Annotated in this window: 13 protein-coding genes; 5 read left to right on the top strand and 8 right to left on the bottom strand. The window is 38.1% G+C overall.

What is annotated here, in order from left to right:
• Positions 1–31: 31 nt before the first annotated feature.
• On the bottom strand, positions 32–979 hold the full coding sequence (locus A9239_RS16795; RefSeq protein WP_048119747.1) for a phosphotransferase: 948 nt from the start codon (positions 977–979) through the stop codon (positions 32–34).
• Between the two features lie 348 nt (positions 980–1,327).
• Here A9239_RS16795 and A9239_RS16800 point away from each other — a divergent pair, with 348 nt between their 5' ends.
• Positions 1,328–1,771 (top strand): N-acetyltransferase, encoded by a 444-nt coding sequence (locus A9239_RS16800; RefSeq protein WP_048154591.1) that lies wholly within the window; start codon positions 1,328–1,330, stop codon positions 1,769–1,771.
• A 380-nt stretch (positions 1,772–2,151) separates the two neighbouring features.
• Here A9239_RS16800 and A9239_RS16805 read toward each other — a convergent pair whose 3' ends face one another.
• Positions 2,152–2,355 carry a molybdopterin-dependent oxidoreductase gene (locus A9239_RS16805; protein WP_052712678.1) on the bottom strand — a complete coding sequence of 68 codons (204 nt, stop codon included), beginning with the start codon at positions 2,353–2,355 and terminating at the stop codon, positions 2,152–2,154.
• Positions 2,352–2,501, bottom strand: a complete 150-nt coding sequence (locus tag A9239_RS19790; protein ID WP_155396491.1) for a hypothetical protein — start codon at positions 2,499–2,501, stop codon at positions 2,352–2,354. The genes A9239_RS16805 and A9239_RS19790 overlap by 4 nt, the downstream gene beginning before the upstream one ends.
• 131 nt (positions 2,502–2,632) lie before the next feature.
• Here A9239_RS19790 and A9239_RS16810 point away from each other — a divergent pair, with 131 nt between their 5' ends.
• Entirely contained in the window at positions 2,633–3,547 is a 915-nt protein-coding gene (locus tag A9239_RS16810) for an aminoglycoside phosphotransferase family protein (protein WP_048154586.1), read from the top strand.
• A gap of 365 nt (positions 3,548–3,912) precedes the next feature.
• On the opposite strand, the gene ahbC is transcribed toward A9239_RS16810, so the two are convergent.
• From ahbC to cobA, 3 genes are all read right to left on the bottom strand, one after another.
• A complete protein-coding gene (gene ahbC / locus A9239_RS16815; RefSeq protein WP_048154582.1) occupies positions 3,913–5,112 on the bottom strand; it encodes a 12,18-didecarboxysiroheme deacetylase in 1,200 nt (399 codons plus the stop codon).
• A 1,723-nt stretch (positions 5,113–6,835) separates the two neighbouring features.
• Complete coding sequence (locus tag A9239_RS16820) at positions 6,836–7,627, bottom strand: uroporphyrinogen-III synthase (protein ID WP_048119758.1); 792 nt, start codon at positions 7,625–7,627, stop codon at positions 6,836–6,838.
• A 40-nt stretch (positions 7,628–7,667) separates the two neighbouring features.
• Positions 7,668–8,435 (bottom strand): uroporphyrinogen-III C-methyltransferase, encoded by a 768-nt coding sequence (cobA, locus tag A9239_RS16825; protein WP_048154579.1) that lies wholly within the window; start codon positions 8,433–8,435, stop codon positions 7,668–7,670.
• Between the two features lie 456 nt (positions 8,436–8,891).
• Here cobA and A9239_RS16830 point away from each other — a divergent pair, with 456 nt between their 5' ends.
• On the top strand, positions 8,892–10,775 hold the full coding sequence (locus A9239_RS16830; protein WP_230669025.1) for an alpha-amylase family glycosyl hydrolase: 1,884 nt from the start codon (positions 8,892–8,894) through the stop codon (positions 10,773–10,775).
• Positions 10,776–10,926: 151 nt separating this feature from the next.
• Entirely contained in the window at positions 10,927–11,838 is a 912-nt protein-coding gene (gene rnz / locus A9239_RS16835; RefSeq protein ID WP_048119764.1) for a ribonuclease Z, read from the top strand.
• Between the two features lie 293 nt (positions 11,839–12,131).
• On the opposite strand, the gene A9239_RS16840 is transcribed toward rnz, so the two are convergent.
• Together A9239_RS16840 and A9239_RS16845 are read right to left on the bottom strand one after the other, a co-directional pair.
• Positions 12,132–12,392, bottom strand: a complete 261-nt coding sequence (locus tag A9239_RS16840) for a hypothetical protein (protein WP_048119767.1) — start codon at positions 12,390–12,392, stop codon at positions 12,132–12,134.
• A gap of 313 nt (positions 12,393–12,705) precedes the next feature.
• Entirely contained in the window at positions 12,706–13,824 is a 1,119-nt protein-coding gene (locus tag A9239_RS16845) for an AAA family ATPase (protein ID WP_048119768.1), read from the bottom strand.
• Positions 13,825–14,494: 670 nt separating this feature from the next.
• Here A9239_RS16845 and A9239_RS16850 point away from each other — a divergent pair.
• Positions 14,495–14,683, top strand: coding sequence for a hypothetical protein (locus A9239_RS16850; protein ID WP_048119770.1), 189 nt, complete (start codon positions 14,495–14,497; stop codon positions 14,681–14,683).
• Positions 14,684–14,704: the final 21 nt, after the last annotated feature.

Genomic DNA, 14,704 nt, shown 5'->3' on the forward strand with positions numbered 1-14,704 from the left:
GTGCTTCTTTGACGAGATAAGTTCTCATGCTTTATCTGTAATTAATTGCCTTTAAACATTCACACGCTTCTTTGATGAGGTAGTTTCTATGTTCACCCTGATGAAGCCTTGCCGAACGAAGGAGTCCTATACTCATGAAAAAAGGCAAAGTTCTGGTAATATAGTAAAAATCTTTTTCGTCGCTACTGTATTCCCAGAGGAAATTTCCGATATATGGTTCAGCTTTTACCCCTCCTCCCATATGCAGTTCGAACTCGTTTTTAAGTTCTGCAGCTAAAATTCCGAGATCTCTGACAGGATGTGCCTCTAACCAGGAGCTTTCAAAATCAAGGGCATAGGGTTTACCTTTGCAGAAAATATAATTGGAAAGATTGACATCCCTGTGAATCATGCAGCCGTAGTCCCTGTCGAGCAAAGAACTATACCACCATTCTCCAAGTAATTTATTGAAAGTCTCTCTAGTGTCATGATCCAGTTTCAGATGGCCCAGAACATCATGATAATTTCTGAATTCATTCTCCTTATTGTAGAAAGATTTTGTGTTTTCATGCAACTGTCGGAGCATATGTGCAACTGCAGCAAGCCTCTCATATAGCTTTTCTTCGTGTCTGATGTACCATTCCAGAGATTTTCCAGGTATGTGTTCCGTTACAAGGACGCAGTTGAACTTCTTATTGGTTGCAAGAGGTCTTGCAACATTTATTACCGATGCAGCCTTTCTAAGGTTTCGGTACTCATTCATCATGCCTTTATATGGATTATAATCTTTCAACTGGCCGGTAGGTTCGGCAAAAAACTTTGCCATAACGCTAAAATGTTCACCCTTGAACTGGTACTTGCAGACCGTATGGGAGGAGTTGTATTTAAAAACATTAACAGAGCAATTTTTATTCCGTAGCCTATCCCCAACAACTTCTTCAACAAGCCAGTCCCTAAAAGGGTCACCAGGGTTTAAAATATTAACATGGCGAGATGCCAACTCAAATTACCCCCCACTTATCTAGAAATACTCCGCAATTGTATATTTTTTTTCGCAATGTGCTCTTATCTCCAGGTATAATTTTACGATAGAGCAGATGACAATTTTATTTTTTGATTATGCAATACTGATAATAGTATACTATATTTGGAGAAATAGTATACTATATTTTAAACAGTATACTATATTGAGCAAACTATACTATAGTTTGGATATATTAATATTGTTGTTGGTGTTTAACTGTAATTTCTACATCATTTATCCTACGATAATTTTAAAATTGATTGATAATTTGGATTTCACCCAACACAGCGAAATTCCAATTATTTATACTAGCCGAGATTTGCCATGAAAATTGAAAGAATTCTGGATAATAAAAAACAGTTTCTTGATTTATTGCTTTTAGCAGACGAACAAGAAGATATGATTGACAAATATTTAGATCGCGGGGATATGTTTACTCTATATGATGGCGATTTGAAAAGTCTCTGTGTAGTAACACGTGAAGATGATGATATATACGAATTAAAAAATATAGCAACTTATGAAAAGTATCAGGGACAGGGTTACGGTAGGCAACTAGTAAAATTCATCTTTGAGTATTATAAAGGCAAATGCAAAACCATGCTTGTTGGTACGGGAGATAGTCCTCTTACTATCCAGTTTTATAAAAATTGTGGATTTGTTATGTCAAATTATGTTAAAAATTTTTATATTGACAATTATGACCATCCAATTTTCGAATGTGGTAAACAACTTATTGATATGGTTTATTTAAAGAAGGATTTCTAATGGTTTTGAGCATAAGAGAGTTGCTAAGGAATAACTGAGATATAACTTCAAGTTTTCACTTAGGTAATGGCTCTATAATTGCACTTCTCAAATATAATTAATGACAATATATAGTATGAACCTATCCCAAAACCTATTTTGATTCTAAATCATCATGAATTTACAGGATCATTTTAGTGATTAAGTATTCAATTGATTGCTCCAAATACGAGATTCAAAAATCAAATTTTGAGTTTCGGGATAGGCTCTATAAGTACTTGAAATTAAATTTTCATCATTACTAAGTTCCTATCTTCTAATCCACTTCATCCATTTTTGCCCATATTTGCCTTCGACTACAAGCTAAAGGGAAAACTCTGTCAGGATGTAGGGCTACATCATTAATCCTGTATGTGAGGATAATAACGGTTTCTAGCATTGTAGTCATTATCAAGAGAGGTAGAATATCCATCCTCACTGTAAAAAATAATCGTACTCTCATTTTCGTAGTTTCCAGCTTCTTCAAAAAGGTCAGCGATTTTCACTCCTGTCCACTTCGCAATAAAACTCCAGCATTCCACGCAGTTCAGGTCCACAACTTTCAAACCTGTCCCTGAGATGAGAGGAAATCTGTTTCATTGTCATAGGTTCCTGACTGTCCGTTTTCTGAAACACAGCCTGAAGCAGTAACAAAAATAATTGGGAAGATAGGGAACAAATGGATCGGTTTCATGTGTTTATTTATTTCCATTAACTGTTTTCCGTGTTATTTCTTGAAAATATGGGTTCAACATAAAAAAAGGACTATTTATAAAAGAAAACTCTAAAGTTGTAACTGAACAAACGACAATATCAAGTTTTAATTTTCATAGAGCTGTTAGCATGGTTAAACTTTATAATGAAATTCCTGGCTCTTGTAAATGGCAAATAGTCGAGCCAATTAATAAGGGATGGTCAAACGATCAGAAATATTATATCCGAAGTACAGATGGAAGAGAATTATTACTAAGAATATCGGACATCTCTCAGTATGAAAATAAGAAAAAAGACTTTGAAGCAATAAAAAGACTTGATAACCTTGATATTTTGATATCGCGCCCCATTAACTTTGGAATTTGCAATAACGGTCGATCCATCTATTCTTTACTAACCTGGATTACAGGGAAAGATGCAGAACATATCCTTCCAGAGCTGAACAGCAAAGAGCAATACCGGCTTGGTGTGAAAGCGGGAGAAATATTAAGAATTATTCATCAGGTTCCTGCGGCAAAAAATCAGATTTCATGGTCAGATCGTTTCAATCAAAAAATAAATAGAAATATCGCCGATTATGAAGCTTGTGGGATTCACCTGGAAGGAGCAGATAAAATAATTGAGTATATCGAACAACACAGATGTTTATTGAAAAACCGCCCTCAGTGCTTCCAACACGGGGACTATCACGTCGGAAATATGATTGTTACAAAGTCCGGAGAGCTGGGAATCATTGATTTTAACAGGCTTGATTATGGTGACCCCTGGGAAGAATTCAACCGTATTACCTGGTGTGCAGATATAAGTGCTTCATTTGCATCCGGACGCATTAATGGATATTTTCATCATAATGTGCCCATTTTATTTTTCAAATTAATGGCTTTATACATTGCGAGCAACCAGCTTTCATCAATCCCCTGGGCACTCAAATTCGGAAACAAAGAAATTAGCACGATGCTCAGGCAAGCTAAAAATGTTCTGGAATGGTATGATGGGTTTGAAACATGCACCCCAAAATGGTATATTTCCAACCCTGTTAAATAAGTAATGAGTCTATCCCAAAAGCCACTTTACTCTTAATCATTGGGAATTCTCAGAATTATTTTCATGATCATAAGATTGATTGATTATTCAAAATACACGGTCTAAGAAGCAAATTTCAAGTTTTGAGATGAACTCAATTATAAAGCTAACTCGAAGGAAAAAAGCCAGTGGTAACAGGCTTACAGAAGAAAATCTAAAAAATAGTTGTTTGGAAAGTTAAGAAAAAAAATAGAAATTGGATAAACCGGAATTAAATAAAGAATTAAATAAAGAATTAAATAAAGAATTAAATAAAGAATTAAATAAAGAATTAAATAAAGAATTAAATAAAGAATTAAATAAAGAATTAAATAAAGAATTAAATTTCAGGCTTCGTAATACCCAATTTCTTCTTTTGTCAGGTAACATGCAGGGTCATCTGCCCAGACATTCCCATATACGGCTTCAGCCCTTACCCTGAAATTCCCATTGCAAATATCCAGCCATTTGCAGTGGGCACAGCGGTCTGCGTGAGCTTTTATAAGGGGTTTTCGGTTTTTAAGCCCAGCCATGAGTTCATCACTCAGGTCAGTCCAGATTTCACTGAATGGGCGTTCCCGCACATTTCCAAAGGAATAATGTCTCCAGAACTGATCGGCATGTACCGCCCCGTCCCAAGATACGCAACCTATACCTATCCCTGAAGAATTTCCCTGGTTCATGGAAAGAAGTTCAAATACCTCGGCAGCTCTTTCAGGATTCTCTTTGAGGAGCTTCATGTACAGGTATGGACCGTCACAATGGTTATCCACTGTCAGGACTTCGGCAGGCAAACCTTTTTCGTGAAGTTTCCTTGTCCTCTCAAGTATCAAGTCTACAGCCTGCCTGGATTCCTCAAGGGAAAGATCTTCATTTACCATTTTTGAGCCCCGACCTGCATAAACCAGATGATAGAAACATATTCTTGGAATTTTTTCTTTTTCAAGCAGGTCAAAGATTGCAGGAATATCCCTTACATTTTGCTTGTTGATGGTAAAACGCAAGCCAACCTTTATGCCTTCTTCCTGGCAATTATGAAGCCCTCTTAGAGCTGCATCGAATGCCCCTTTCATGCCCCTGAATTTGTCATTCGTTTCCCTTATCCCATCAAGAGAAACTCCTACATAAGAGAGACCGACGTCCTTTAGCTTTCTTGCCAAATCCCGGTCTATGAGCGTTCCGTTTGTGGAAATTACAGCCCTCATCCCTTTTTCACGCGCATAGGCTGCGAGCTCAGGCAGGTCTTTTCTCATGGTTGGTTCCCCTCCGGAAAAAAGGATTACCGGACTTCCGAAACTCGCAAGGTCATCGATAAGAGCTTTGCCTTCTTCAGTTGAAAGCTCATTTTCAAATTCTATGTCCTTTGCCTGGGCATAACAATGGACACATTTCAGGTTGCAGCGGCGAGTCATGTTCCAGACTACAACTGGCTTTTTATCTTTTGAAAACTGCAGCAAGTGAGAGGGAAGCTTTTTTGAGTCCCTTCCATAGCGAAGTGCATCTGAGGGTTCCACGGTTCCACAGTAAAGTTTTGAAATGCCTATCATGTCGATCCGTCAAAATTGAGATTGTTTTACAGAAATCAGTAAACAATTCGAGATTGTTGTCTACTTTAACTTAGCGTTCTGATTGTTTTGTATTTGTAGAGACAGGGTGAGTATATGACATTCACGATTATAAAACTAAGGTTTGAATGTCGAGAACTTGAGGATATGACCAGAAAAAACGAATATCTGGAAGTCAACCGAGAAAAACATTCTCGATTACATATTTTCGATTTGTAAAATTATCTATTTGCCGATGGCATAAAACCTCTTCGAATTTGAGATATATTTGATATATATTTGATATATATTTGATATATATTTGATATATATTTGATATATATTTGATACATCTGACTGTTCCTTCGCCCCTATAAGTATCATACCCGGCTCTCCGTCTCTTTCAAAGTAGTCAATCAATCAAGGAGGCCTGCATTGTTGGTTGTCAAGAGTTGTTACCATCCTGCTATCACCAAAATATTCAATCCATTTTCCTTTTCGCCGGTTAGTTTGATCGGTCATGGTTTCACTTCATGAACTGTGTACTGTTGTTGAGCAGGCATAATCAAAAACATCGGTGTCATGGGCGATCATCGCAAGGATTTGAGTGTTCTTTCGAGATAGAAGACCCGGAAGTCACGACGAGTGGAGTTTTCCATCTCACGAATTCAAAAAATTTCATATTTTTTCGGGTATTAGCAACGATTCCGGAAAAGTAGAGTCTTTTTCCTCAGAGTAGTCAAAAGCGTGTATGTTCCGTAGGAAGATTTGAAAAAGAGCATATATTTGAAAGAGGGCATATAAAAGAAAGTTAAAGTTTAAAAAAATGTAGGACTTACGCAGTTGAACTAAAAAAATCAACAGCATCAGACCAATAACTGTCTAAAACGTGACTTAAATCCACAGTCTTTGACGTAATTGATTTAATTGATTTTGTTCTTCAAGTATGTAAGCCCTAAGATAAAGAGCTCAAAAACGCCTATTGAAGTGTTAAAAACCACCCTGTCTCGGGACAGTTTTACTTTTCAGACATCTGAAATCCGTTTCTTTTGGAGAAACGTATTCCATTATCTTCAGGCAAAATCCGTAGGATCTGCTGTACATTTCGCATTCTCCACATCTTACTGGCATCTGTTCCGTTGCTTTTCCTCCCACATATTACATATTAATTATATTTTGTTTTTAAAATGAATAATTTTCAAAAGTTAAATAATTTACCCATAATTTTAGATTTTTTTAATTTATCTGTGAATATTTTTTCATTCCTTTCATAAAGGATTTCAGAATTACTTAAAGGAAAGATGCGAGGTCGAATGCAACTTAAACTACACGGATTGAGAGCATTATTATGGATGAATTCCTTTAGACTGTTTTTTAACTTAGACTGCCTCTTAACTATATATTTAATGTATAAAGTATGTAGTTTTCACATTCGGTGTGCTTAATGATGACAAAAGCGGAGATATACCCATCACCTGCCCTGCAAAAAAAAGACTACTGGATTATAAGAAGCAAATTTGACATGTATCAAAGGTTTATTTGAATCATTCCATAATTCGTACATTGGTACGACAAAAAACCTTATGAACTTTTAAGTGCTGTTCTGTCGAACCGGTTTTATGAGAAGAGCCCCGACTTTATGAACTCATTCCCATATAACGTGGTTCTCAAAACGATTTAAGTCATACTTTTAGAGTAGTTCTTCAGTTACTATCAAGCTGACTTTTCATAGCTCTTTTTTCATAGCCTTTATCAGAGCTTCGAAAGTAAACTCTTCAGGAATTACGTCCACATTGACACCATATTTTTTTAGGGTATTTCCTGTAGGCGTTCCTATAGCTCCTACCACGGCCCTGCTGAGAGATTCTTTTATGGTTTTCTCTGCTCCCAGCCCTTTTGCATGTTTCATAAAGCCTTTAACCATCATAGAACTTGTAAAAGCAAAAGCATCAACTTCCCCTGCGAGTGCGCGTTCGATCAACTCTTTCTGGATCGTTCCTTCAGGAATACTGAGAGTGTACACATGAGTTTCATAAACCGTAGCTCCGCACTTTTCAAGCCCTTCTATCAAGACCTTAGCTCCAAAAGAGCTCCTGGCAAGATCCACCGTCTTTCCTGCAACCTCGGAGCAGAGAGCCTCTACAATTCCTGTGGAACTGTAATCTTCCGGCAAAAATGGGTTGTCAATTCCTATTTTTATGAGTTCTTTTTCCGTATTAGGCCCGATGGCAATTACCTTGATTTTTTTAAGCGCTGTAATGAAATCTTTCTTTTCAGTTTCAGAAAGCTTGTCCAGAGTAAAACTTATTCCGTTTGCACTGGTAAAAACAACATAATCCGAAGATCCTGCAAGAACTCTTTGTATAAAGGGCTCAAACCCTTCATCTTTTATGCCTTCAAGCCGGATCATGGGAGCGTATAAAGGCTCAAAACCATAATCTTGCGCAAGAGTCTCTGATATTTTCCTGTAGCTTTCCGGCCTCATAATTGCGAGAACAGGTCTTTTTTCTTCTGCCATATTCCTTTCTCCTGTTATATCCCGTTATTTCCGTGTAGGGTTAAAAGTCAGCTCCTGTCTGCTGTTCTCCGAGAATATCGTGCAGGTGTACAACATCCCCTACAACCGTAATAGCTGGAGCTTTTACTTTTCTTTCTTCTGCCAGGGTGGCAATGTTTGCAAGGGTCCCTACAGTTACCCTCTGGTCGGCCCTGGTTCCTCTCTCAATGACTGCAACAGGAGTATCCGGGGCTTTGCCGTGCTTCATTAGTTCTTTTGCATTCCGGCCGAGCATCTTCACACCCATAAGGATTACAATTGTTCCTCCGAATTTTGCCAGGGTTTCCCAGTCAAGTCCGCTTTCTTTTTTTGTAGGGTCTTCATGCCCTGTTATGAAAGTGACCATTGAAGTGCTTTCCCTGTGGGTTACAGGAATTCCGGCATAAGCAGGCACTGCTATTGCAGAAGTAATCCCAGGCACAACTTCAAACTCAATTCCTTCGGCTACGAGCACTTCGGCTTCTTCTCCGCCTCTTCCGAAGACATAGGGATCTCCTCCTTTAAGCCTGACTACCATCTTTCCTTCTTTTGCTTTCTGCACAAGCACTTCATTAATCTCAGACTGTGTCATGGTATGGTTGCCGGCGTATTTTCCAACATTAATTTTTTCCGCACTTGCCGGCATTGAGTCAAGAATAGCTTTTCCGGGAAGCTGGTCATAAACAATTACTTCAGCACTGTCAATTAGCCGGCGGGCTTTCAGGGTAAGGAGCTCAGGGTCGCCTGGACCAGAACCCACAAGATAGACTTTTCCGTAATTTCCTGACATGTGACGACGGTTCCTTTATTATTTTTGGATAGAAATGTGTAATCTGGAGAAGGTTAACGAGTTTTTAGAATATATAATATCCTGAAAATCAAGCTAAAAATAATACAATTGCGTCGCACTTGTTTGTATTGTTGTGCCTGTTTATCTTTTTATTTGAACTTTAGTTTGAACTTTAATATCTCCAGAACCCCTGCATCCTTTTTTACAACATGAAAATTTTCAGCCTCTTTGTTGCCATTTGCTGGAATCTGAAGTTTGGGGACATTATTAGGAGCATTTTTCCGAAATATTGTTTCACAAGTTATATGGAATCTTATTCTTAATAATATATTTATAGTTTTATTATAGAACCTTAATCATTTTTTTATATTATGCTCTAATGTGTATAATGTGTATGTACCCAAATGTACACTTAAATTCCAAAATATAAGCCATAGTTTCTAACATAATCAAGGAGTGGAAAACTTGTCAAATGAACTTGAACTTCTGCCGCTCCATAAGCTTGGGGCATGGAAAGATGAACAGACTTCCGGGAAAATAAATTTTGGGCTTTTTTTACCAGGTGTTTCGGAAAAGGGAAAATATGAACTCTTTGTGAGGGTTATTCATGAAAAGGATCAGTTCCTTCAGGATATACCTCCAATAGACTTTGAAATGGAACATTCAATAGACCCAGCTTACGGGGATTACTGGTCTGCAACGATAAATATTGAAGCTAAAGCTAAGCTAAAGTCCTTTTCTGCATGGGGAACTCCTGGAAAATATGCCTATCGATATTGTCTTAAAACTCCAAAAAATCCAGAGCTTATTGACTGGATTATCGACCCCTTTGCCAGGGAATTTGGGGTTGGGAAATTATCTGCTTTCACTCTCGGGTACGAACACTATACGTGGGACAAAAATGAACTGGAATGGAAAACCCCTTTCATAAATGATATTGTCCTCTATGAACTCATGATCAACGAGTTTGCGGATGATATCAAAGGGACGATTGACCATCTGGATTACCTCACAGACCTCGGAATAAATTGTATAGAACTGATGCCTCTTTCAAACGTTGAGAAAAGGGTAGACTGGGGATTTGCACCGATTGGGTATTTCGGGGTGGATGAGCGTTTCGGAAATCGCAAAGAGATGCAAGAATTAATCGATAAAGCTCACCAAAAAGATATCGCAGTCATAGTAGATTCGGTTTATGCACATACAAGCCATCTTTTTCCGTATTACTATGTTTACAACGAACTTGGATACCCTCAGGATAAAAATCCCTTCATGGGTCCTTTCGCTGAAAACGCTTTTGGAATAAGTACAGACTTTAATCAGAAATTTACCAGGGATTTCTTTTTAACAGTCAATAATCACTGGCTTGACCGTTATCATGTAGATGGTTTTAGATACGACTACGTGCCCGGGTACTGGCTGGAGGATTCGGAAAATGGCTACACGAAACTTGTACAGGATACATACCAGCTGGTTAAGGCAAAAAAAGGCTCTTCCGATCACTGGCAGCGATTTTTTGAAGGAGAATCTGTAAACCTAATCCAGTGTGCTGAGCAGCTTCAAAAACCCGTAGAAATCCTGAATAAAACCTACAGTAACTGTGCCTGGCAAAATAGAACCCTGGATGCGGCCAGAGGGATATATGGAAATTGTGCCAAATTAACTGAGCTTGGTTTCCTCTTCGGGCTCTCAGGTTATCCGACAGAAGTTCAGAACAATGGCGATAAGATTACAAAAACTGCTCTACAATATATGGAAAACCATGATCATTCCCGGTTTCTCTGTAATTTTGGAACAATAGCCGGTGATAATGAACTTTTGAAGGAAGGCGATCGTGCCCTCTGGTATAAGGTACAGCCTTATCTGATAGGCATGTTTACAGCAAAGGGCATTCCAATGTTATGGCAGGGACAGGAGTTTGGGGAAAATTACTGGCTTCCTCAAGAAGGGTGGGGAAGAGTACTTTTGTACAGACCTGTGCGCTGGGAATATTTTTATACTTCTGAAGGCCGATCCCTGGCCAATCTTGTCAGGAAACTGGTTAAACTTCGCAGGAATAACTTTCAGTTTACAAGAGGAGAGCATTACTTCTACAATGATTATACCTTATATCAGTCCCGAAATATCATGATGTTTTCCCGGACTTACGAAGGGGTTTTCAGCCTAGTTGCGTTGAACTTCGGAGCCCAGGATCAGGTAGTTAATTTCAAGTTTCCATCTGATGGTAATTACCGGGAAGAACTTCATGGTCAGGATAATTTAAAGGGAATTTCTGCGGGAAAGAACATCCAGCTTAACATTCCCAGCAACTATGGAAAAATCTGGACATTGGCAGTTTGATACATATGCAGACATAAACATCTTTATGAGGATGAGTATTCAATAGAAACAATTTTAATTCACGATGGGCTTCTTGGATACATTAAGTGGTAATTAATAAATACCTCTTGAGTACTAGTGAGTTCAACATTTGAGTACTAGTGAGTTCAACATGCTTCGTATAACTTTTCTTGGTACTGGAGGTTCTCTTCCAACCCGTAATAGAAACCCATCGGCAGTAATGGTTAATAGGGAAGGAGAGCTTATCCTGTTCGACTGCGGAGAAGGAACCCAGCAGCAGATGATGAGGGCAAAGACAGGGATGATGAACCTGTCCTCTATTTTTGTCAGTCATTTCCATGCGGACCATTTTCTGGGAATTCCTGGCCTGATCCAGACCATGTCTTTCATGGGAAGGAAGGAACCCCTTCTGATTTATGGCCCTGAGGGAACCAGGGAATTTACTGAGCTTTTTAAAGCTCTTGGCTATTTCAACCTTAAGTACGAGGTCCAGGGTGTCCAGTTGAAACCCGGCGATGTTGTTGAAAGAGAAAAATATGTGATCCGGGCTTTAAAAACCGAACACAGCATCTCAAGCCTTGGATACGCACTTATAGAAAATCCTCGCCCAGGACGTTTCAACAGGGAAAAGGCAATTGAACTGGGGATTCCTCCGGGTCCTCTTTTCTCAAAATTACAAAAAGGAAAAACGGTAGAAGTTAATGGAAAGCTCATAAAACCAGAAGATGTAATGGGAACCTTAAGGCCAGGGCGGACTATTGTATACAGTGGAGATACCAGACCCTGTGAGCCCATTCTCGAAGCAAGCCGGGATGCAGATGTACTGATACATGATGGAAGTTTTGCAGACGAGATGGCAGATTGGGCTGAAGAGTCAAAACATTCGACAGCAGGGGAAGTGGCAGCCCTCGCAAAGGAGGCAGGAGTCAGGAGGCTGATCCTTACCCATATAAGCTCCCGGTATACCGATGATGCTGAACCTCTCTTGATAGATTCAAAAAAAGTGTTTGAAAACGTAATTATAGCTGAAGATCTGATGGAAATTGAAGTCCCGTACAGGTAGAAATAAGGCTTAACTCTTTTTTATTCAAAAAATTATAGTTGTAACAACTAAATTACAGGTTATTCTATGTAACAACTAAGGTATAGGTTATTCTATGTATTATATGAGAGTGACATAAATTAAAGTGACATAAGTTAGAGTAATACGAATAGAATATAATATTTGAAGTGTTTTCCAAGAAACTCTAAGTCTTTAGAGAAAGACTAAGGAGTTTCCAAATTTTTGTACCCGGACATTTTAGCGAAAAGAAGCTATAGCAGATATAATCTGCATTGCAAAAGAATTGGAATAATTCAGACGAGAGTCCAATCCAGTTTTTTGTTTTCAGCATCGTAAAGTGTGACCTGCATGGTTTTGTCTTCAACTTCATAGATAGGCTTGATACCTAAATAAAGAGAGTCTCCGGGACTAATATTGAGTTCACCATTCACTCTTCCGAAGTATACTCTGCCTTTTGTGGAATTTTCTTCTATTGTTATACCTTTCCACATAAGATTTTTAATTACATTTACAACTTTACACTCAAACCGATCGACTTCACGTATCTCATTCATAGGGATCCCTTTTAATTTTTATTTCATATCTGGTTAAGAGTTTTAGACTCGTTCCTGTTAGAAAACACGATTTTTATACATAAAATTATTCCTGTTTCAGGTAAAGAGAAGTATGTAAAAACGTTAGACTGAAGCAGGTAAAAGCATTAAATCGAAGCAAGTAAAATAATTATGCTGAAGTAGGTAAAGCATTGATAATCTAAAAAACGCTATACACTAAAGATTATTTTTAAAATTTGACAATCAAAATGTAGGTACTTATTTTAAAGTACCTTAAAATTTCATAGTTTAGCAGTAATGTAACCTCTCCATATCAAACATAAAGCTCAGAAGGCCCCTGAGGTGAATCTTTCCTGCCAAGTTTTGCAAGCGCATTTTCAAAATCCTGATTTGTTACTATTTCACGGTCTTCTATAATTACCTGGTGAAGAGCATTTTTTAAAACCTTTTCAACAATGTCTCTGCCCGAAAGTCCATTTGCTTTCTTTGCAAGTGTCCGGAAATTACAGTCCTCTACCTGCAAAGGAAAAGTCTTTACATTTGATTCGAATATCTCGACAATTTCTTCTTCTCCAGGAAGGACGAACTCAATTTCTTCTTCGAACCTGCTTCTTATAGCTGAGTCCAGAGAATAGATCCTGTTGGTGGAGCAAATAGTACATACTCCATCACGTTCCACTATGCCATCCATTTCGGTCAGAAGAGCATTTACAATTTCGCTTACATCTCCTCTCAACTCCTGGAATTTTCGATCCAGGGCTATGGCATCGAGCTCGTCAATAAAAATTATACAGGGAGCCATTTCTTCTGCTCGGTCATAGAGCTGATGGATCTGGCGAGCTCCCTCTCCCACATATTCTCCTATAAGCTGTGTAGCTTTAACAGGAATGATGGGAACATCAGTTTTGTTTGCAAGAGCCTTTGCAAGCATGGTCTTTCCAGTACCAGAAGGCCCGAAGAAGAGAATATTTCTTGGCGCCCATTTCCCAAAGCGTTCGGGCTCTTCAAGAAAGCGTTCGATCAGCCTGCACTTTTGCTTTGCAAGTTCCTGCCCGATTACGTCTTCAAATTTAACGCTACTCTTTATTTCTGCCGAGGAAGGAAGCCCATTTTCCTCTTCAGTTACAATAATTGAGGTTGAACTTCCTATTATGGAGTCTGCAGGTTCCACATCTATGATGCGGTAAGCAAAATCCGGGAACATCCGCCGGTCAAAGAGATAATCTCCCTTACGAGCAACATATCCGTTCCACTGTTCCCGGGCATAGAATTCAAAAACATCCCGATTTTCAATAACAGGATACTCATCCATCATGCCGCTTAACGGATAACCTTCAGGCTTCAGGATAAGAAGCTCAGAGGTAGATCTCCCAAACTCGGTATTATTTTCATGAGTCTTTTTCGCGTTCACTCTTTGTGAGACTGGTCGCACTTTGTAATCAACTCGAATACTTTTCTATGCCTCTATATTACTATAGTACTCCGAAGAGCTAATAAAATTAACCCCATAAACCAGGCAAAATAGTCGACTGCGAAAGGCTTGCCCTCTTCTTAAAGCTGAGAACGGTCTTCTAAAAACCCTGTCTTTAAGCTATTCCTGGGGTAATATCTGTTAGGTTTCTTTTCAGGATTCAGGTAATTGTTATATATTCAGATATTCAATGTAACAATGTATAAGTCCTGTGGAACATCATATAAGTGTAAAATATTTATATGAGTAGCCAAATAGGTTATTTGTTATTTGAAATGTGTTTGAACTAACGGTTGTGTAATTAATAACATATAACAGGCTTTCTAAAGATTCTAATATTGGAATTTTGAGGTTGTGTTTCTATATAGTACACATGAAGGTCTGATCTAAAAGAGAAAGCTAATATATTAGATAAATAATATAAAACTTATAATTATTGAATGAAACGTATTTTCAAACTGTTTGAAAATCTATCAATGATGTTGAGTAAATTGCCTGACTAATATATTTATATATAGAATATTTGTATTAAGTATTAAATTGACAGCAACAAATATTATGTCGGTAATACAGCAGACTAACGACTTAAAAATGTAGTGCCTAAATAAGGCAGTTTCAGAGTATGATTTTTATGTTTACTATGGAGAACACGGAAGGTTTCGACCAGAAAACTCTTGATAAGATGAATGCTGAAGTCAAGAAAACTATGAGCAAGCACAATCCTAAATCAAAAGATTACAAAAAATTATTTGAGCAGGTTGAAGATCAAATCTTCGACAAATATTGCTCTGAGGTATTCAGGCCCTCTCTTAAACTTTGATAATTTACCATTTTGGATTTA

It is taken from the genome of Methanosarcina sp. A14 (genome assembly GCF_001729375.1).
In the GTDB taxonomy this organism is placed as follows: Archaea; Halobacteriota; Methanosarcinia; order Methanosarcinales; family Methanosarcinaceae; genus Methanosarcina; species Methanosarcina barkeri.